Source organism: Pseudomonas baetica (assembly GCF_051216495.1).
Taxonomy (GTDB): domain Bacteria; phylum Pseudomonadota; class Gammaproteobacteria; order Pseudomonadales; family Pseudomonadaceae; genus Aquipseudomonas; species Aquipseudomonas baetica_B.
The window spans coordinates 1-23,063 of record NZ_JBPKAM010000096.1 but is presented as its reverse complement, the minus strand read 5'-3'; the positions used below and the strand labels follow the sequence as shown (position 1 = coordinate 23,063).

The 23,063-nt window shown below is 64.0% G+C and carries 2 protein-coding genes; both read left to right on the top strand.

Annotated elements, in window-relative coordinates; translation table 11 throughout:
- Positions 1-194: 194 nt before the first annotated feature.
- Entirely contained in the window at positions 195-11,204 is an 11,010-nt protein-coding gene (locus tag ACSFE6_RS25335) for an amino acid adenylation domain-containing protein (protein ID WP_435430150.1), read from the top strand.
- Positions 11,204-22,951, top strand: a complete 11,748-nt coding sequence (locus tag ACSFE6_RS25330; RefSeq protein ID WP_435430149.1) for a non-ribosomal peptide synthase/polyketide synthase — start codon at positions 11,204-11,206, stop codon at positions 22,949-22,951. Before ACSFE6_RS25335 ends, ACSFE6_RS25330 begins: the two co-directional genes overlap by 1 nt.
- Positions 22,952-23,063: the final 112 nt, after the last annotated feature.

Below are 23,063 nucleotides of genomic sequence, written 5' to 3'. Positions count from 1 at the left end.
CACGCCGCTCAGGGATGGCCCTCCTCCCCCCCCTCCCCCCCCCCCCCCCCCCCCCCCCCCCCCCCCCCCGCTCCCACAGTGTCTTTTGATGTCCCTCTGACAGTTATTCCCATTCGCTAATTTTTCCGGTCTGCATTCGTTCTATAGGGACGACGTGCCTTTGTGCTTCCCGCCACTGATCCGGATACCCAGAAATGAATGCTGAAGACTCCTTGAAACTTGCTCGCCGGTTTATCGGGTTGCCCCTGGAAAAGCGCCAGATGTTCCTTGCGGCCTTGCATAAGGAAGGCGTTGATTTCGCCCGGTTTCCGATCCCTGCCGGAGTCGAGGCCGAAGATCGCCAGGCGCTGTCGTACGCCCAGCAACGCATGTGGTTTCTCTGGCAACTGGACTCACAGAGCGGCGCCTATAACCTGCCGGGTGCGGTGCGCCTGACCGGTCGTCTGAACCTGTCGGCACTGGAGCAGGCCTTCGCCAGTCTGGTGGCGCGTCACGAAACCTTGCGCACCGTGTTTGCCCCGCAGACCGACGACAGCCTGCTGCAAGTGCCGGCCACGGCGCCGCTGGTGATCGACCACGTGGACTTCAGCACGCTACCGGTCACCGAGCGCGAGCAGGCCGTGGCCCGGGCTGCCGAGGAGCAATCGGTATTGCCCTTCGACCTGGGCACCGGCCCGCTGCTGCGCGTCACCTTGCTCAAGCTGACCGAACAGCAACACGTGCTGCTGCTGACCCTGCACCACATCGTCTCCGACGGCTGGTCGATGAACGTGCTGATCGACGAATTCATCCGTTGCTACGACGCCTTTGATGCCGGCACGCAACCGCAACTGCCGGCGTTGCCGATCCAGTACAGCGACTACGCCCTGTGGCAGCGCCGTTGGCTGGAGGCGGGCGAGCAGGCGCGTCAGCTCGACTACTGGCAGGCGCAATTGGGCGACGAACACCCGGTGCTGGAACTGCCCACCGATCATCCGCGCCCGGCGATGCCGAGCTATCGCGGCACCCGCTACGAATTCGCTGTCGACGGGCAACTGGCGGAGCAACTGCGGGCCACCGCGCAGAAATACAACATCACCCTGTTCATGTTGCTGCTTGGCGCGTTCAACGTGCTGCTGCACCGTTACACCGGACAAATCGATATCCGCGTCGGTGTGCCGATCGCCAACCGCAACCGCGCCGAAATCGAAGGCCTGATCGGTTTCTTCGTCAACACCCAGGTGCTGCGTACGCAACTGGACGGCCAGACCCGGGTCGACGAATTGCTGCACCGCATCAAGGATACCGCCCTCGGTGCCCAGGCCCATCAGGACTTGCCGTTCGAGCGTCTGGTCGAAGCCATGAAACTGGAACGCAGTCTCAGCCACACGCCGCTGTTCCAGGTGATGTACAACCATCAGCCACAGGTGGCGGACATTTCCACGGTCACGACGCAATCCGGCCTGGTACTGGGTGCGATCGAATGGCAAGGGCGCACCACCCAGTTCGACCTGACGCTCGATACCTATGAGAAGGGCGGCAAGCTGCACGCCGCGCTGACCTACGCCAACGACCTGTTCGACGCCGCGACCATCGCGCGCATGGCGCAGCACTGGACGCATTTGCTGCAAGGCATGGTCAGCGACGCCTCGCAGCGCATCAGCGATTTGCCGATGCTGGAGCAGGTGGAGTACCAGCGCATCGTCCATGACTGGAACCGCGCCGACGACCGCTTCGAACAGGACCTGTGCATTCATCAGTCGATCGCCCGCCAGGCCGCCGCCACCCCGGATGCAACGGCCGCGACGTTCAACACTACGCTACTGACTTACCGCGAACTCGATACCCAAGCCAATCGCCTGGCGCACAAGCTGATCGAACTCGGTGTCGGCCCGGAAGTGCGGGTCGGCGTGGCCATGCAGCGTTCCGAGCAGTTGCTGGTGGCCTTGCTGGCGGTGCTCAAGGCCGGTGGCGCCTACGTGCCACTGGACCCGGATTACCCGGCGGACCGCGTCGCCTACATGCTTGAAGACAGCCGCGCCCTGGTGCTTCTGACTGAGAAGTCCGTAGCCGCAACCCTCTCCGTTCCGGACGCTACGAGCCTGTTGCTACTGGGCAGCCTCTCGCTGACGGATTACCCCGACAGCGCCCCGATCACCCGCGTCACGCCGGACAACCTGGCCTACGTGATCTACACCTCCGGTTCCACCGGCAAGCCCAAGGGCGTGGCCATTGCCCATCGCAACGTGCTGGCGCTGATCGACTGGTCCCGGTCGGTGTACAGCCGCGACGACATTCAAGGCGTCCTGGCCTCGACTTCGGTGTGCTTCGACCTGTCGGTGTGGGAGCTGTTCGTGACCCTGGCCAACGGTGGTTCGGTGATCATCGCCCGCAACGCCCTGGAACTGCCGCTGCTGGCGGCCCGGGATCAGGTGCGCCTGATCAACACCGTGCCATCGGCGATCAATGCCTTGCAGCGCGACGGGCAGATCCCGCCGAGCGTGCGCATCATCAACCTCGCCGGCGAGCCACTGAAACAAAGCCTGGTGGACGCGCTCTATCAGCAATCGACCGTAGAGCATGTCTACGACCTGTACGGCCCCTCGGAAGACACCACCTATTCCACCTGGACCCGCCGCGAAGCTGGTGGCCGCGCCAACATCGGCCGCCCGCTCAAGTACACCGCCAGCTACCTGCTGGACGCCGACCTGCAAGCGGTGCCGCAAGGTGTATCCGCCGAGCTGTACCTGAGTGGCGCCGGCATCACCCGTGGTTATCTGGCGCGCCCCGGCCTGACCGCCGAGAAATACGTACCAAATCCGTTTGCAAGCAACGGCGAGCGCCTGTACCGCACCGGCGACCTGACCCGTTACCAGGCCGATGGCACCCTGCAATACGTCGGTCGCATCGACCATCAGGTCAAGGTGCGTGGTTTCCGTATCGAGTTGGGCGAAATTGAAGCGCGGCTGTTGCAGCAGGACACCGTTCGCGAACTGACGGTACTGGCGCAGGAGGGCGCCAGCGGTCAGCAACTGGTGGCGTATATCGTGCCGAGCGATCCGGAGTTGCTCGACGACACCGATGCGCAGGCGACCCTGCGTGAGTCCCTGAAAGCGGCGCTGCGTCAGCACCTGCCGGACTACATGGTCCCAGCCTTCCTGCTGTTCCTCGGACAGCTGCCGCTGACCCCCAACGGCAAACTCGACCGCAAGGCCCTGCCGGCGGTCGACGGCAGTACGCAACAGCGCGAGCACGTCGCACCACGCAGTGAACTGGAAAAGTCCCTCGCCGCAATCTGGCAGGACGTGCTGGCCATCGACAACGTCGGCCTGGAAGACAACTTCTTCGAACTGGGCGGGGACTCCATCGTCTCCATGCAGGTGGTCAGCCGCGCCCGTCAGGCCGGGATCGTCTTGAGCCCCAAGGACTTGTTCCAGTACCAGACGATTCGCAGCCTGGCCCAGGCTGCCCGCAGCGGTGAGCAATCGCAGATCGACCAAGGCCCGGCGGTTGGCGCGGTGGCGTTGGCGCCGGTGCAACAGTGGTTCTTCGAGCAGGCGATTCCCGAGCGTCAGCACTGGAACCAGTCGCTGTTGCTGGTGCCACGCGAGTCGTTGGATGTCGAGGCGCTGGAGCGTGCCCTGGAACAACTGCTGACCCATCACGACAGCCTGCGCCTGCGTTATCAACAGGTCGATAGTGGTTGGCAGCAAGCCTATGCCGCGCCGACCACTGACTCGGTGCTGTGGCGCCGTGAAGCATCATCGGTCGAAGCACTCAACACCTTGTGCGATGACGCCCAGCGCAGTCTCGACTTGCAGAACGGTCCATTGCTGCGCGCGCTGCACGTTACCATGGCCGACGGTAGCGAGCGCCTGCTGCTGGTGGTTCACCACCTGGCAGTGGACGGTGTGTCCTGGCGCGTGCTGCTGGAAGACCTCCAGCAGTTCTACAACGGCGCGGCGGTGTCTGCGAAAACCAGCAGCTATCAGCGTTGGGTTTCGTGTTTGCAGGATTATCTTCCGACCTTCGAAAGCAGCCTCGGTCACTGGCAGGCCCAACTGCAAGACGCCCCCGTCGATCTGCCGTGCGAACGTCCGAACGGCGCACTGGAAAACCGTTTCGAATACAAACTCGAACTCAAGCTCGACGCCGAACAGACCCGCCAACTGCTGCAACAGGCCCCGGCGGCCTATCGCACCCAAGTCAACGATCTATTGCTGACCGCGCTCACTCGCGCCGTTTGCCGCTGGAGCGGGCAGGGCAGCACGCTGATCCAACTTGAAGGTCATGGCCGCGAAGACCTGTTCGACGACGTCGACCTGACCCGCACCGTCGGCTGGTTCACCAGCCTGTTTCCGGTCAACCTCACGCCGACGACCGACCTTGGCGCTTCGATCAAAGCCATCAAGGAACAACTGCGCAACGTCCCGGACAAAGGCCTGGGCTATGGCGCACTGCGCTACCTGAGCAACGCACAAACCCGCGCCGAACTGGCGGCGCTGCCGCAACCACGCATCACTTTCAATTATCTGGGGCAGTTCGACCGTCAGTTCGATGAGGGCGCGTTGTTTACTCCGTCCACCGAAGGCAACGGTATCGCCCAGGACCCATCGGCGCCGCTGGGCAACTGGCTGGTGGTCGAAGGCCAGGTCTACGGCGGCGAGTTGTCCCTGAGCTGGGGCTTCAGCCGCGAGATGTTCGACATCGCGACCGTGCAGCGTCTGGCCGACGATTACGTCCGGGAACTCAATGCACTGATCGAACATTGCTGCGCCCTCCAGGCACCACAAGCGACGCCATCGGATTTCCCGCTGGCGCGTATCGATCAGGCCCGACTCGACGTGCTGCCACTGGACGTCGCTAACCTGGAAGATCTGTACCCGCTGTCGCCGATGCAACAGGGCATGCTCTTCCACACGCTGTACGAACCCGAGGTCGGCGCTTACATCAGCCAATTGCGCCTGGACATCGGCGGCCTGGACACCGAGCGCTTCGCCCGCGCCTGGCAGGCTGCAGTCGAGCGCCACGACATCCTGCGCAGCAGCTACCACTGGCAAGGCCTGGACACCGCGCATCAAGCGATTGCCCGGCAGGTCGTGTTGCCGCTTGAAGTGCTGGAGGCGACCGATATCGATGCACTGGCCGATGCCGAACGTGTACAAGGTTTCGATCTGGGCACGGCACCACTGTTCCGCCTGAAACTGGTGCGCACGGGCGCCAATGATTGGCACCTGATCTACACCAGCCATCACATTTTGATGGACGGCTGGAGCAACGCGCAGTTGCTCGCCGAGGTGATCCAGCACTACGCCGCCGGCCAGTCGCTGCCAGCGCCAACCGGGCAATACCGCGATTATCTGGGCTGGTTGCAGCAGCAATCGGCCGAGGCCGGCGAGCAGTTCTGGAGAGCCGCGTTGGCACCGCTGGAAACGCCAACCCTGCTGGCCGAAGCCCTGCGTCCACCGGTAGGCGCCGAAGGTAACGGAGAACATCGCGTCTCCCTCGATATCAGCGCCACCCAACGTCTGGCGGAGTTCGCCCGTCAGCAAAAAGTCACCCTCAACACCGTGTTGCAAGCGGCGTGGAGCCTGTTGCTGCAACGCTATACCGGCCAGGAATGCGTGGTGTTCGGCGCCACCGTGGCCGGTCGTTCGGCGCCGTTGCCGGGGATCGAAGAGCAGCTTGGCCTGTTCATCAACACCTTGCCGCTGGTGTGCGCGATCAAGCCGAATCAGACCGTCAGCCAGTGGCTGGGCGAACTGCAAGGCCTGAACCTGGCCATGCGCGAGTTCGAGCATGTGCCGCTGTACGACGTTCAGGGTTGGGCGGGGCAGCAGGGCTCGGCGCTATTCGACAGCCTGCTGGTGTTCGAAAACTTCCCCGTCGCCGAAGCGCTGAAACAGGGCGCGCCGGCCGGGTTGTCGTTCGGCAACCTGCACAACCACGAGCGTACCCATTACCCGCTGACCCTCGGCATCGAGCTGGGCGAAGGCCTGGGCCTGGATTTCAGTTATGACGCGGCGCGGTTCAGCGCCGAACAAATCGCCCAGCTATCGGCCAGTTTGCAGCACCTGCTGACGCAACTGATGATGTCGCCGGACGCTGCGTTGGGTTCATTGGAACTGCTCGACGTCGACGGCAAGAATGCGCTACTCGCGATCAGCCAACCGCCGGCGGTCGAGTTATCCACAACGCTTCTGGCCCACGAGCAGATCGCTGCCCAAGCCGCCGCCACGCCGGACGCTCTGGCGTTGCAGATCGACGGTCAGACCCTGACCTACAGCCAGCTCAATGCCCAAGCCAACCACCTGGCCCAACGCCTGGTCGACCACGGCGTTGGCCCCGGCAAACGTGTCGGTCTGGCCGTGCGCCGTCGCCCGCAATTGATCGTCAGCCTGTTGGCCGTCCTGAAAAGCGGCGCAGCCTATGTGCCACTGGACCCGAGCTACCCGCCCGAGCGCCTGGCCTACATGATCGAAGACAGCCGTCTCGACGTGCTGCTGAACGAATCCGAAGACACTACAACCCCTGTGGGAGCGAGCCTGCTCGCGATGGGGCCGGCACATTCAACGCCGGTGCTGACTGACCTGACGCCTTCGCGAGCAGGCTCGCTCCCACAGTTTTTTGTGTCGCGCCCAGCCACCGAAGATTTGGCCTACATCATCTACACCTCCGGTTCCACCGGAAAACCCAAAGGCGTCGCCATCACCCACGGCGCCCTGCGCGAGTTCTGCCAGACCGCCGCCGATTACTCAAAGCTGTCGTCAACCGACCGCGTGCTGCAATTCGCCACCTTCAGCTTCGACGGCTTCGTCGAACAATGCTTCCCGGCATTGTGCGTCGGTGCGGCACTGATCATGCGCGGTGACGAGCTGTGGGACGCCGGTCGACTGGCCAGCGAAATCGTCGAGCATGGCGTGACCGTGGCCGACTTGCCCGCCGCCTACTGGTTCCTGCTGGCCCGCGAATGCGCCAACGCAACGGTGCAAAATCTCGGCAACCTACGCCAGGTCCACGTCGGCGGCGAAGCCATGTCGGTGGAAGGCCTGCGCATGTGGCATCAGGCTGGCTTGAGTCACGTGCGCCTGCTCAACACTTATGGGCCGACCGAGGCGACGGTGGTGTCCAGCGTCCATGAGTGCCAGCTGAGTGATGCCAGCGATGCCTTCGGCCTCCCCATCGGTCGCGCCATCGCCGGGCGTGCGCTGTACGTGCTGGACGCGGCAGGCCAACTGATGCCGACCGAGGGCGTCGGCGAGCTGTGCATCGGCGCCCCGGCCTGCCTGGCGCAAAGCTATTTCGACCGTCCGGCGTTGACTGCCGAACGATTCCTCCCGGACCCGTTTGCCCGCGAACCGGGGGCGCGGTTGTACCGCAGCGGCGATCTGGCGCGCTACAACGCCGACGGCAATCTGGAATACGTCGGGCGCATCGATCATCAGGTAAAAATTCGCGGTTTCCGCATCGAGATGGGCGAGATCGAGGCTTGCCTGCAAGCCCGGGACGAGGTGCGCGAGGCTGCCGTTATCGCACAGGACGGCACGCAGTTGGTGGCGTACGTCGTCGCCAGCGGCACGGTGGTTTCTGAGGCCGAGTACCTGGAAGGACTCAAAACTGTTCTGCGCCAATCGCTGCCGGACTACATGGTGCCCAACCACATCGTCCTGCTGGACAAGTTGCCGCTCAACAACAACGGCAAACTCGACCGCAAGGCCTTGCCACGGGCCGAGGCGGGCGACGTACAGCGCCACTACGTCGTCCCAGGCGAAGGGCTGGAAACGCAACTGGCGCAGATCTGGCAAGAGGTATTGCAGGTCGAACGCGTGAGTCGCGACGACAACTTCTTCGAGCTGGGCGGCCACTCGTTGCTGGTGCTACAAGTGATTTCACGCGTGCGTCAGCAACTGCACCTTGAGCTGTCGGTGAGCAGCCTGTTCTCCGCCGCGAATCTGCAGGCGTTTGCCGAGCGTGCCGCACAAGCGACGAAAAGCGCTCAACCGTCGCTGCAACGCGCAGCGGACGATCAGCCACGAGTGCTGTCCTACGCCCAGCAACGCCAGTGGATTCTCTGGCAGCTGGACCCGCACAGCGCGGCCTACAACATTCCGGCTGCGCTGCGCCTCAAGGGCTCGCTCAATCGCGAGGCCTTGCGCAATGCGTTCGCACAGTTGCAGGTCCGCCACGAAACCCTGCGGACCACTTTCGAGCAGGACGGCCAGCAGGCCCGTCCGGTGGTGCATGTTGAATTGCCGTTGCAATTCAACGAGCGTTCAATCGATGAGTCGTCGATCAACAGCGCCGTGGCCGACGCCATCGCCCAACCGTTCGATCTGCGCAACGGTCCGCTGTGGCGCGTGCTATTGCTGCAAGTCAGTGCTGAGGATCATGTGCTGGTGCTCACCGTGCACCACATCGCCGCCGATGGCTGGTCGATGCAGGTGATGGTCGATGAGTTCAGCGCCCTTTATCAAGCGGCCGCTGAACAGCGTGACGCCAACCTTGCGCCACTGCCGGTGGCCTACAGCGACTACGCCAAATGGCAGCGCGACTGGCTGGAGGCCGGGGAGGGTGCGCGGCAACTGGCCTGGTGGCGCGAGCAACTGGACGGCAGCCAGGCACCGCTGCAATTGCCGAGCGAACTGAGTCGCCCGGCCCGTCGCAGCGAGAGCGGCGCCAGCCTGCAATTGCAGGTGGACCGCGACTTGCTCGCCGGTCTGCGCCAGCGTGCACAGGAACAGCAAGTCACCCTGTTCATGCTGTTGCTGGCGAGCTTCCAGACCTTGCTCCATCGCCAGAGCGGGCAGTCGGGCATCAGCGTTGGCGTGCCGAGTGCCGGGCGTTCGCGCATTGAAACCGAAGGCCTGATCGGCTTCTTCATCAACACCCAGGTACTGCGCGCCGAGATTGACGGGCAGCAGCCGTTCAGCGCGTTGCTGCAGCAGGTCAAGCGCACCGCTTTGGCTGCGCAGGCCCATCAGGATTTGCCGTTCGAGCAACTGGTCGATGCTTTGCAGCCGGACCGCAGCCTCAACCACAGTCCGTTGTTCCAGGTGCTCTACAACCATCAACAAAAGATGGGCGCCAGCGTCGAGCGCGCCGTGGCCGACTTGCAGGTCGAGCGCCTGCACTGGCAGCAACACACTGCGCAATTCGATCTGGTGCTCGACACCCAGGAGCAGGGTGATGAACTGGACGCCAGCCTGGGCTACGCCACCGATCTGTACGACGAAGCGTCGATGCAGCGTTTGGCCGAGCAGTGGCTGAACCTGCTACGCGCGGTGGTGGCCGATCCTCAGCAGCGCGTCGCTGAACTGCCGCTGATGTTTACGCCGCAATACGATCAGTTGATCCAGCACTGGAACCCGACATTCGAAATGCAACGGCAGTCGCCAACCCTGCATCAGTTGTTCGAGGCTCAAGCCGCACAACGACCGACCGCCATCGCTCTAAGCTACGAAGGCGAACACCTGAGCTACGCCGCACTCAACGCCCAGGCCAACCGCTTGGCGCGCAAGCTACGCGAGCATGGCGTCGGTCCGGAAGTGAAAGTCGGTATCGCCACCGAGCGGGCGATGCCGCTGGTGGTCGGCTTGCTGGCGATCCTCAAGGCCGGTGGCGCCTACGTGCCGTTGGACCCTCAATACCCGGCCGAACGCCTGAGCTACATGATCGAAGACAGCGGCATCGCGCTGCTGTTGACCCAGTCGCACCTGATCGACGGTTTGCCGGCCCGCGACGACGTGCAGGTGTTGGACCTGACGTCCCTGCAACTCGACGGCTACGACAGCGACAACCTGACGTCGGTGGCGACGGCGGACAATCTGGCCTACGTGATCTACACCTCCGGTTCCACCGGCCGGCCGAAAGGCGCGTTGCTCAGCCATGGCAACGTCGGGCGCTTGCTGAGCGCCACCGCTGCCGAGTTCAATTTCGGCGCGGACGATGTCTGGACCCTGTTCCATTCCTATGCCTTCGATTTCTCGGTGTGGGAGTTGTTCGGCTCGCTGTGCACTGGTGGTCGCCTGGTGATCGTGCCGTATTACATCAGTCGCGAGCCGCAGGCGTTCCACCGCTTGCTTTGCGACGAGGGCGTGACGGTGCTGAACCAGACCCCGACTGCGTTCCGTCAGCTGTTGCCGATCGCCTGCGCCAGCCCGCGCAACCTGGCGTTGCGTCAGGTGATCTTCGGTGGCGAAGCGCTTGAAGTCGCGAGCCTGCGTCCATGGTTCGAACGCTTCGGGGATCAACAACCGACGCTGGTGAACATGTATGGCATCACTGAAACCACGGTGCACGTAACCTTCCGCGCCATCCGCTTGGCGGACCTCGACGGCAAGGCCCAGAGCCCTATCGGCCTGCCGATCCGCGACCTGCGCTGGTACTTGCTCGACAGCCAATTGCAACCGGTGCCGGTGGGCGTGGCGGGGGAGCTGTACATCGCCGGTGCCGGTCTGGCACGGGGTTATCACGGACGTTCCGGCCTGACCGCCGAGCGTTTCGTGCCTAGCCCGTTCGATCCCTCCCAACGCCTTTATCGCAGCGGTGACCTGGCGCGCCAGCGCGGCGACGGCAGCATCGACTACCTGGGCCGGATCGACCAACAAGTGAAAATTCGTGGCTTCCGCATCGAACTGGGCGAGATCGAAGCGGCGGTACTGGCGCAACCGGACGTGCGTCAGGCGGTGATCAGCGTGCATGCCGGCGACGGTGGCCCGCAGGTGTGCGCCTACGTCGTCGCTGAGCATACCCCGAGCAACCCGATCGCCTGGCGCGACCAGCTGCGCAACGCACTCAAGGTCGACCTGCCGGATTACATGGTGCCCAGTCACTGGCTGCTGCTCGACAGCCTGCCGCTGACCAGCAACGGCAAGCTCGACCGCAAGGCTTTGCCGATGCCGGATGCCGAGGCCTGGCAGCGCCCGTTCGAAGCCCCCGAGGGCGAACTCGAACAGAAGCTGGCGGCCATCTGGGCCGATGTGCTGGGCGTCGCGCAGATCGGCCGGCGCGACAACTTCTTTGAATTGGGTGGGCACTCGCTGCTCGCCGCCCAGGCCAGTGCCCGCGTGGAGCTGGAACTGGGCATCGAGCTGCCGCTGCGCGCGCTGTTCGAAAGCAACGACCTTCAGGCTTATGCCGCCATGGCCGGGCAACACGCCCCGACTGACAACGATGCACGTCTGGAGGCGCTTGAGTCGCTGCTGGACGAGATGGAGTTCAACTGATGGAACACAGCACTGCCCAGCGTATTGCCACCCGTTTTGCGGCCCTGCCAGCGGACAAACGTCGCGAGTTTCTACTGAAGATGCAGGAGCAGGGCGTGAGCTTCGGCCAGTTGCCGATTCCGCCCGCCGCCGAGCCGCCAGCGACTTTCGAGCTGTCCTACGCGCAGCAACGCCAATGGTTCCTCTGGCAGCTCGATCCGCAGAGCAGCGCTTACAACATTCCCGCTGCCCTGCGTCTGCACGGGCCGCTGAATCTCGCGGCGCTGCAGCACAGTTTCGACGTGCTGCTGGAGCGTCATCAGAGCCTGCGCAGCCGCTTCGTCGAAGACGACGGTCAGGTGATGCAGGCACTGGCGTCGTCCGCCTCGTTGTCCATCGAGCAGCATGATCTGCGCGACGAGCCGCAGCCGCTCGAATCGGCAATGGAAAAAGTCGAAGTGGAGATCGCCCGGCCGTTCGACCTGCAACACGGCCCGCTGTTGCGCGTCAGCCTCTTGCAGTTGGATGCCGAGGACCATGTACTGGTGCTGACCCTGCACCACATCGTCACCGATGGTTGGTCGATGGGCGTGTTGGTGGAGGAGTTTTCCCGACTCTATGCCGCCCATTGCCAGGGCGGGAGCGCGGAACTGGAAGCGCTGCCGATCCAGTATTCGGACTATACCGCGTGGCAGCGACGCTGGATGGAGGCGGGGGAACTGAAGCGTCAACTGGACTGGTGGCGCGCCCGACTGGGCAGCGAACAACCGCTACTGGAATTGCCCACCGACCGCCCGCGCCCGGCACAGCCGAGCCAGCGCGGCGCACGTCTGGATTTCGCTCTGGATAGCGCACTCTCCAGTGGCTTGATGACCCTGGCCAAGCAAAGCGGCGTCACGCCGTTCATGCTGTTGCTGGCGAGTTTCCAGGCCTTGCTCTATCGCTACAGCGGCCAGACCGACCTGCGCATCGGTGTGCCCATCGGCAACCGTAACCGCGCGGAAACCCGTGGCCTGATCGGCTTCTTCGTCAACACCCAGGTCATGCGCGCGGAGCTGGACGGACGGCTGCCGTTCAACACGCTGCTGGAACAGACCCGCGCCGCGTCGCTGGATGCCCAGGATTATCAGGACCTGCCGTTCGAACGTCTGGTGCAGGCGCTGCAAGGCGAGCGCAGCCTCAGTCACAGCCCGCTGTTCCAGGTGATGTTCAATCACCAGCAAGCCCGGCCGACAGCGGTTAGCGGCTTGCTCGCGGGGCTGCGCGTCGAAGCGTTGAACGCTACCGCGCCCACCACCCAGTTCGACCTGCAACTGGACACCCAGGAGGAGGGTAACCGCCTGTTCGCCAGCCTGACCTACGCCACCGACCTGTTCGACGCCGAGCGCATCGAGCATCTGGCCCGCCACTGGCGCAACCTGCTGGCCGGCATCCTGGCCAACCCGCAAACCCCGATTGCCGAACTGCCGTTGCTGGACGCTGATGAACGCCTGCGCATTCTCGACGACCTCAACGACACCGCCACGAATTATTCCGGCGAAGTCTGCGTACAGCGGCATTTTGAAGCGCGGGTGATCGAAAACCCTGAAGCGACGGCGCTGGTGTTCCAGGGCCAGCGCCTGAGCTACGCCGAACTGAACCGGCGCGCCAACCGCCTGGCTCGTCACCTGCGCGCCCAGGGTGTCGGCCCGGAAGTCATCGTCGGGATCGCTTGCGACCGCTCGTTCGAAATGGTCGTCGCCCTGCTGGCGATCCTCAAGGCCGGTGGCGCCTACGTGCCGTTGGACCCGGAATATCCACTGGATCGCCTGAGCTACATGATCGAGGACAGCGGCATTTCGCTGCTGCTGACCCAGCAACATTTGCTGGCGCAATTGCCGACACCGGACTCGGTGCGCACCCTGTGCCTGCACAATGACGCCGATTGGCTGAGCGAGCTGCCGGACACGGATCTGCCCAATATTGCAGTCGCCGAAAACCTCGCTTACATGATTTACACCTCGGGTTCGACCGGCAAACCCAAGGGCGCCGGCAACCGCCATGTCGCGTTGTACAACCGCCTGGAGTGGATGCAAGCCGCCTACAACTTGCAGCCTGCGGACCGTGTGCTGCAAAAAACGCCGTTCAGTTTCGACGTGTCGGTGTGGGAGTTCTTCTGGCCGTTGATGAAGGGCGCCACCCTGGTGATTGCCGCGCCCGGTGAGCATCGCGACCCGCAACGCCTTGCCGCGCTGATCGTCGAACAGGCGATCACCACGCTGCACTTCGTGCCGTCGATGCTCTCGGCCTTTATTGCCGCCGATGAGGCGCTGGCCTGCACCTCGCTGACCCGGATCATTTGCAGCGGCGAAGCGCTGCCAATGGAGCTGCAACGCCAGACGCTGCGCAGCCTGCCGCAAGCGAGCCTGTACAACCTCTATGGCCCGACCGAAGCGGCCATCGACGTCACCCACTGGACCTGTGTGGAGGAGGGGCGCGACAGCGTGCCGATCGGTCGTCCGATCGCCAACCTGCGCACCCTGATCCTCGACAGCGAACTGCAACCCTTGCCATTGGGCGCGGTGGGCGAGTTGTACCTCGGCGGCGTGGGTCTGGCTCGCGGTTACCATCGCCGTGGCGCACTGACCGCCGAGCGTTTCGTGGTCGATCCGTTCGGCAGCGGCGAGCGCCTGTACCGCACCGGTGACCTGGCACGCTACCGCGCCGATGGGGCCATCGACTACTGCGGGCGCATCGACCATCAAGTGAAAATTCGCGGCCTGCGCATCGAACTGGGTGAAATCGAAGCGTGCCTGCAAGAACATGCCGAAGTGCAGGAAGCCGTGGTGTTGGCCCTCGACGGCCCGAGCGGCAAGCAACTGGTGGCGTACATCGTGCCGCAGGATCGCGCACTGGTTGGCGCCGACGCCGAACGACAAGGCGTCTGGCGCGAAACCCTGAAAACCCATCTGCTCGGCAGCCTGCCGGACTACATGGTGCCGGCGCAAACCGTGTTGATCGAGCAGATGCCCCTGAGCCCCAACGGCAAGCTGGAGCGCAAGCGCCTGCCGGCACCGACCGTGCAAGTCAGCCAGCGCGCCTTCGAAGCGCCACGCAGCGAGCACGAGAAAGTCCTGGCGCAGATCTGGCAGGACGTACTGGGTGTGGAGCAAGTCGGGCGTCAGGACAACTTCTTCGAACTGGGCGGCGACTCGATCATTTCGATTCAGGTGGTCAGCCGCGCCCGTCGTGCCGGCTTGAGCCTGCAACCGCGGGATCTGTTCCAGCAGCAAACCCTGCAAGCCCTGGCCGCTGTAGTTAAAGAGCAAGCCGCACCGCTGGCGCAGCAAGGGCCGGTGGACGGTGTGCAAACGCTCACGCCGATCCAGCGTTGGTTCTTCGAAGAACCGATCCCGCAACGCGCCCACTGGAACCAGGCGGTGTTGCTGTCCCCACGGGAAACCCTCGATTTACCGCGCCTGCAAGGTGCCTTGCAACGCCTGCTCAAGCAGCACGATGCGTTGCGTCTGCGCTTCAGTCAGGTCGATGGCCAATGGTCGGCCCGCTATGTCGGCGCCGACAGTGCCGATGTGATCGACATGCTCTGGACCGCCCGCGTCGTCAGCGATGCCTCGCTGGAATCGGTGTGCGATGAAGCCCAGCGCAGCCTCAGCCTGCAGGACGGGCCTCTGTTGCGGGTGGCGCTGATCGCCCAGGCCGATGGCTCGCAACGCTTGCTGTTGGTCATCCACCATCTGGCGGTGGACGGTGTGTCGTGGCGGGTGTTGCTGGAGGATTTGCAGGCCGCATACCAAGGGCAGGAACTGCCGCCGAAAACCAGCGCATTCCAGGCTTGGGCCGAGAAACTTGAGGCTTATGCACGCTCCGAAACGGCCATCAATGAGTTGAACTGGTGGCAGGGCCATTTGGCCGGTGCCAGCGATGCGTTGCCCGCTGCCAATGCTCAGGCCAATCAGGCTGGGCATTTGCGTCAGGGTGTCAGCATCGGCCTGACGTGTGAGCAAACGACTCAACTACTGCAACAGGCCCCGGCGATCTACCGCACCCAGGTCAACGACCTGCTGCTGACCGCATTGGCCCGCACCCTCAGCCGCTGGACCGGCAGTGAGTCGGCGCTGATCCAGCTCGAAGGCCATGGACGCGAGGAGCTGTTCGATGACATCGACCTAACCCGCACCGTGGGCTGGTTCTCCAGCCTGTTCCCGGTGTGCCTGACGCCGACTACCGACCTTGGCGGCTCAATCAAGGCGATCAAGCAGCAACTGCGCGAAATCCCCGGCAAGGGTCTGGGCTACGGCCTGCTGCGCTACATGGGCGACGCCACGGGGCGAGCGGCGCTGGCTGCCTTGCCGCAGGCACGGGTGACCTTCAACTACCTCGGTCAGTTTGACCAGAGCTTTGCCGAGGATGCCCTGTTCACACCGGCTCGCGAGTCCAGCGGCGCCGCGCAATCGGCGGACGCACCACTGCCCAACTGGCTGTCGGTGGACGGTCAGGTGTATGGCGGTGAATTGAAACTGGACTGGACCTTCAGCCGCGAATGCTTCGAGCGCCGTGAGATCGAAACCCTGGCCGCCGATTTCCGCACTGAGTTGCTGGCGCTGATCGAGCATTGCCTGAGCGAGGGCGCAGGCGGCGTGACCCCGGCGGACTTCCCGCTGGCACGTTTGAATCAAGCGCAACTCGATGGCCTGCCGGTCAAGCCTGCGCAGATCGAGGATGTGTACCCGCTGTCGCCCATGCAGGCCGGACTGCTGTTCCACAGCCTGTACGAGTCGCAATCCGGCGCCTACGTGAACCAGCTCAGCGTTGAAGCCCGAGGCCTGGACGCCGAGCGTCTGGGCCTTGCCTGGCAAGCGTTGCTCGACAGCCACGCGATCCTGCGCAGCAGTTTCCACTTCCCCGAAGGTTTCGAAGCGCCGGTGCAACTGGTGCACCGTCATCTGCAACTGCCGATGACCCGCCTCGACTGGCGTGGCCGCGATGATCAGGAACAAGCGCTGGCGCAATTGATCGAAAGCGAACGTCTGCAACTCGACCCGACCCGCGCACCGTTGATGTGCCTGACATTGGTGCGCCTTGACGACGACCGTCAGCAATTGATCTACACCCACCATCACCTGTTGCTAGATGGCTGGAGTAATTCGCTGCTGCTCAGCGAAGTGCTGCAACGTTACGCCGGGCAAGAAGTGCAAGCGCCCTCCGGGCGTTTCGCCGACTACATCGGCTGGCTGCAACGTCAGGATGCCGAGGCTGATGAACTGTTCTGGCGCGGGCAACTGGCGAGCCTCGACAACCCGACCCTGTTGGCAGAAAGCCTGGCCCACAACAACCTGTCGGACACAGAATTTGCCGACCATCGCCAGACCTTCGACGTCGCCACCAGTAAGCGCTTCAGCGAGTTTGCCCGTCAGCAGAAAGTGACGCTCAACACCCTGGTGCAAGGCGCATGGGCACTGCTGCTGCAACGCTACAGCGGCCAGCACAGTGTGGCGTTCGGCGCCACCGTGGCAGGGCGTCCGGTGGACTTGTCGGGGGCGGAAAGCCAGCTCGGCCTGTTCATCAACACCTTGCCAGTGATCAGCAGCCCGGATGCCGTGGAAAGCGTCGAACAATGGCTGAACCGTTTGCAGGCGCAGAACCTGGAACTGCGTGAGCACGAGTTCACCGCGTTGGGCGACATCCAGCGCTGGGCCGGACGTGCCGGCGAGCCGCTGTTCGACAGCCTGCTGGTGTTCGAAAACTTCCCGGTGGCCGAGGCGCTGCAACAGGGCGCGCCGGCTGGCCTGAGCTTCTCTATCCCGCAGAACCACGAACGCACCAACTTCCCGCTGACCATTGCGGCCACGGCGGAAAGCCAGTTGAGCCTGAACTGGAGCTACCAGTGCAGCCACTTCAGCGGCAATGCCATCGTGCGCATGAGCGAGCATCTGGCCGCGCTGCTGGCGGCGATGGTTGCTGCGCCACAGGCCGCCCTGAGTGAACTGGATCTGCTAACCGCACCGGAGCGCGCGCAACAGTTGATCGAGTGGAACCCGGCGTTCACCGCCGAGCAGAACCCGCTTTGCGTGCATCAACTGATTGAAGCCCAGGCCGAGATTCGTCCGCACGCCACGGCGCTGATCTTCAACGATCTGGAACTCACCTTCGACCAACTCAACCGCCGTGCCAACCAGCTGGCCCATCGTCTGCGCGCGTTGGGCATCGGCCCGGAAGTTCGGGTCGGCTTGGCGATGCAGCGCTCGCCGGAGATGATCATCGGCCTGCTGGCGATCCTCAAGGCCGGCGGCGCCTATGTGCCGCTGGATCCGGCCTATCCAGCCGAGCGCCTGAGTTATCTGATGGCGGACAGCGGCATTTCCCTGATGGTCAGCCAATCCTGGCTGCGGGAAAAACTGCCATTGCCTGAAGGATTGCCGGTTCTGGACATCGACCGCGAACCGCTGGAGGCGATGGCTGAGACCAACCCGGTCAACCTGACTTGCGGCGAAAACCTCGCCTACCTGATCTACACCTCCGGCTCCACCGGTCGGCCAAAAGGCGTGAGCGTGGCCCACGGTCCGTTGGCCATGCACTGCGTGAAAATTGGCGAGTTGTACGGCATGACCCCGGACGACCGCGAACTGCAATTCGCCTCGATCAGCTTCGACGGCGCCCACGAACGCTGGCTGACGCCGTTGGTGTTCGGCTCGGCGGTGATGCCCCGCGACGACGAATTGTGGAGCGTGGAGCGCACCTGCGCCGAAATCGAAAAACACGGCATCACCATCGCCTGCTTCACCCCGACCTACCTGGGGCAGATCGCCGATTTCATGGGCGAAGCCGGGCGCGACCTGCCGATCCGTTCCTACACCCCGTGCGGTGAGGGGATGGCCAAGCATGCCTTCGATGAAGTCCAGCACGTGCTGCAACCCAAGCGCCTGATCAACGGCTATGGCCCGACCGAAACGGTGATCACGCCGCTGATCTGGCTGGCGTACCCGGACACCGAATTCGACTCGGCCTTCATGCCGATCGGTCGTCCCGTCGGCAACCGCAGTGCCTACATTCTCGATGGCGGCTTGCAGCCGTTGCCAGTGGGCGTGGCGGGCGAATTGTACTTGGGCGGCGAGGGCGTTGCCCGTGGCTACCACCAACGTCCGGACCTGACCGCCGAACGCTTCGTGCCGGACCCGTTCGTGCCGGGCGGGCGCCTGTATCGCAGTGGTGACCTGGCACGGTTCCGTGCCGATGGCGTGGTGGAATACCTCGGCCGTATCGACCAGCAAGTGAAAATTCGCGGCTTCCGCATCGAACTCGGCGAAATCGAAGCCTGCCTGGTCGAGCACGCGGGTGTGCGTGAAGCCTTTGTGATCGACCGTGAAGGCCCGGCGGGCCGGCAACTGGTCGGTTACGTGGTGCCCCGCGATCCGCTCGCTGATGAGCAAGACTTGCGTGACGCACTGACAGCGCACCTGCGCAGCCGTTTGCCCGCACACATGTTGCCGGCACATCTGATGTGTCTGGCCGCGTTGCCGCTGACACCGAACGGCAAGCTGGATCGTCTGGGCTTGCCGGCGCCTGAAGCAACTCGCCAGCGTGAGGATCAGGTGGCCGCCGCGTCGCCCGCCGAAGCGTTGTTGGTGGAGATCTGGAAAGAACTGCTTGGCCTGGAATCGGTGGGCGTCACCGAGAACTTCTTCGAACTGGGCGGCGACTCGATCATCTCCCTGCAAGCGGTGAGTCGTGCCGGGCAGCGCGGGCTGGTGTTCAGTCCGAAGCAACTGTTCGAGCAGCAGACCATTCGTGCCCTCGCGGCGGTGGCTAGTAGCCGTGAAGCCGCGCTGGTTCAAGCGCCGAAAGTCGAAGCATTTGCGCTGGTGTCGCACATCGACATTGCCGCCCGGGTCGGTCTGCAAGACCTCTATCCGCTGTCGCCGATGCAGCAGGGCATGTTGTTCCACTGCCTCGACTCACCGGAACTCAACCCTTACGTCAACCAGTTGAGCGTCGAAGTGGACGGTTTGCAGCTGCCACGTTTCCGTGCGGCCTGGCAGGCGTTGATTGAGCGGCATGAAGTGCTGCGCGCCGCATTCCGCTGGCGCGACGGTCTCGCCGATCCGCTGCAAGCGGTCGTCGCCGAAGTCGAATTGCCGATCGAAGAGCTCGACTGGCGCGAACGCATGGACACAGAACTTGCGCTGCACGAACTGGCGCAAGCCGAGCAGGCCAAGGGCTTCGACCTGAGCTGCCCGCCGCTGATGCGTTTCGTGCTGGTGCGCCTGGGTGAGGCCCGTTACCAGATGATCTGGGTCTACCATCACCTGTTGCTGGATGGCTGGAGTGCGTCGCGCCTGCTGGGCGAGATGCTACGCCTGTATCACCACGACAGCCTCCCAGCGCTGACCGGTCGCTACGCCGACTACATCGCCTGGCTGCAACGTCAGGACGACGCACAGGCCGAAGGTTTCTGGCGCGAGCGTCTTGCACCGCTGGAAGCGCCGACCATTCTGGCCAAGGCCTCCGGTGCTGCGGGTTCCGGGCACGGCGTGATGTACAGCGACCTCGACGCCGAGGCAACGCGCAAGCTGCACAGCTTCGCCAAGCGTCAGCGCGTGACCTTGAACACACTGGTGCAAGGCGCTTGGTTGTTGCTGCTGCAACGCCACAGCGGACAGCGCAGCGTGGCGTTCGGCGCCACGGTGGCGGGGCGTCCGACCGGACTGGCCGGGGCACAGGACATGCTTGGGTTGTTCATCAACACCTTGCCGGTGATCCAGACCCTCGACCCAGAGCAACCGCTGGGCGAGTGGCTGCGTGAGTTGCAGGACTACAACCTGAACGTGCGCGACTACGAGCACACGCCGCTGTCGGACATCCAGCGTTGGGCCGGGCAGGGCGGGCAGGGGTTGTTCGACAGCATCATCGTGTTCGAGAACCATCCGGTGGACCGCGCGCTGAAAGGCGGCGAGGAAGGCGAGTTGCGCTTCACCGACGTTGGCAGCGGTGGCGTGACCAACTTCCCGATGGACTTGATGGTCAGCGCCAACGACGAAGGTCTGGAGGTCGAGTACCTGTATCTGCGTGATCGCTTCAGTGATGTGGAAGTGGAGCGGATTCGGGCACAGCTTGAAGGCCTGCTGCGCGCGTTGCCGGAGGATGCGGATTGCCTGTTGGGCAACATTGGTTTGCCTGGGGCGCGTTTGAGCTTGCCGCAGGCGTCCAGCGATCAGGCTGATTTGCTGGATAGCTTCAACCGGCATGTGCTGACGCAGCCGGAAAAAATTGCCCTGTTCTGTGAGGATCGTGAAGTCAGTTATGCACAGCTTGAGGCGCAGGCCAATGGACTGGCGCAGCAACTGATCGTTCGCGGGATCGGTGCGGAAAACCTGGTGGCGGTGGCCTTGCCGCGATCCGAGCGGACCATTGTCGCGTTCCTCGCGGTGCTCAAAGCCGGGGCGGCGTATCTGCCGCTGGATCTTGCCTACCCGGCAGAACGACTTGCGTACATGCTCAGCGATTCGGTGGCGAGCCTGTTGATCTGCGACAGCGATCTGGGTGAACGCCTGACACTGACCGATAGCACGCCGCGCTTGCTCCTCGATCAACTGAGCGTTGCCAATGGTGTTGAATGCCCGGTTGCCAATCCGCTGCCGGGGCATCTTGCCTACCTGATCTACACCTCCGGCTCCACCGGCCAACCCAAAGGCGTGGCCGTGGCGCGGGGGCCGATTGCCCGGCACTGCCGCGGCATCATCGACCTTTATGAACTGGCCCCGCAAAGCCGCGAACTGCACTTCATGTCGTTCGCCTTCGACGGTGCCCAGGAGCGTTGGCTCAGCGTATTGCTGGCCGGTGGCAGCCTGGTGATTCGCGAGGACAGCCTGTGGACTCCAGAGCAAACCCTGGAGGTGCTGCATCGCCACAGCGTCACCGTGGCCTGCTTCCCGCCGGCGTATCTGCAACAAATGGCCGAAGTGGCCGAACGCCTGGGCAATCCGCCGGCGGTGCAAGTGTACTGCTTTGGCGGCGACGCGGTGCCGGATGCCAGCTTCGAGCAGGTCAAGCGCACCTTGCGTCCGCAGCGTCTGGTCAACGGCTACGGTCCCACCGAAACCGTGGTCACGCCGCTGCTGTGGCGTGCCGAGGCCAGCGAAAGCTGCGACGCGGCCTACGCGCCGATTGGCCGTGGCGTGGCGGGCCGTGGCCTGTACATCCTCGATGCGGATCTCAATCCGTTGCCGGTGGGTGTCAGCGGCGAGCTGTACCTGGGCGGCGAATGCCTGGCCCGGGGTTATCACCAGCGTCCGGGGCTGAGTGCCGAGCGTTTCATTCCCGATCCGTTCGAGGCCGGTGGCCGCATGTACCGCACCGGCGACCTGGTGCGCCAGCGTGAGTGCGGCTTGATCGACTACCTCGGGCGTCTGGATCAGCAAGTGAAGATCCGCGGTTTCCGCATCGAACTGGGCGAGATCGAAGCCCGCCTGCGCGACTGCGCCGATGTGCAGGATGCCGCCGTGGTGGTGCACGACACGCCGACCGGCAAGCAGTTGGTCGGGTATGTGGTGGCGGTGGGCGCGGTCGGGCTGGATCGTCGCTTGAAGGCTGAGCTGCAAGCGCAGTTGCCGGACTACATGGTGCCGTCGCGGATCATGGTGCTCGAGCGCTTCCCGCTGTCGGCCAACGGCAAGATTGATCGTCGCGCATTGCCAACACCTGAGTGGGCCATCGGCGGCTATCGCGCTCCGCGCAATGCGCTGGAAACCGCGCTGGCGACGATCTGGCAAGACGTGCTCGGCGTGCCGCAAGTGGGCATCGACGACAACTTCTTCGAACTCGGCGGCGATTCGTTGCAGGTGCTCAAGGTCATTTCGCGGGTGCGCAGCCAGCCGCAACTGGGCTTCGAATTGAAGCTGCGGGATCTGATGCAGAAACCCTGCATCGCCGAACTCAGCGGCTATCAGGCTGCCGAGCCTGCGACGGCGCCGGATCCTTTGCTGGCGCTCAATAGTCGAGTTGCCAACCTGCCGGCGCTGTTCTGCCTGCATGCCGGTTTCGGCACGGTGTTTGACTACGAGCCGCTGGCGCGACGCCTGGAAGGACGACGTACGGTGTACGGCCTGCAATGCCGGATGCTGCTCGATCCGCACTGGCAGGATGAATCGATGTTGGCGATGGCTCAGGCGTACACGCAGCGGATTCGTGTTCAGCAACCTGAAGGTCCGTATTACCTACTGGGCTGGTCGCTGGGTGGCGCACTGACGCAACTGGTGGCCCATGAACTGGAGTCGCAAGGGCAGGCGGTGGCATTTGCCGGGCTGGTCGACAGCTACGTGGCGGGCACGGCGGAGGCGGGGGACTGGCGTGAAGATTTGGCGGACTTCCTGAAGTTTGTCCTCGGTCATCCGTCTGAAGAAGCACAGGCGCTGATTGCTTTGAAAGCTGCCGGCCTGAGCGAGCGCGAAGGCGCAGCGGCGGTGATCGAAGCCGCGATGCACGCCTCAAACAGTCACGCGGCCTTGGGCGCAAGCGAACTCACGCAGATCTTCGCCACCGGTTCATCGCTCAAGCAACTGGCCCTCGCTCAACGGCAACTGCCGAAGGTGCAGGTCGCGGCCCATCGTTGGTGGGTGGCCGGGCGCGAGGACGAGCGTCGGGTGTTCGAGGCGCAGGTTGGTCGTCACGGAGTGGATCGTTTGTTGGCCGGTGGGCATTACGAGTTGCTGCGTGGTGATCAATTGCTCGACGAACTGGAGGGCTTGCTGGAGCACCGCCTGGCCACTGCATAACCCCTGTGGGGGGGGGGGGGGGGGGGGGGGGGGGGGGGGGGGGGGGGGGGGGGGGGGGGGGGGGGGGGGGGGGGGGGGGGGGGGGGGGGGGGGGGGGGGGGGGGGGGGGGGG

Bases quoted from the DNA above. Each gene is read 5' to 3' on its own strand.
- ACSFE6_RS25335 (WP_435430150.1), top strand. From the start codon at position 195: ATGAATGCTGAAGACTCCTTGAAACTTGCTCGCCGGTTTATCGGGTTG.
- ACSFE6_RS25330 (WP_435430149.1), top strand. From the start codon at position 11,204: ATGGAACACAGCACTGCCCAGCGTATTGCCACCCGTTTTGCGGCCCTG.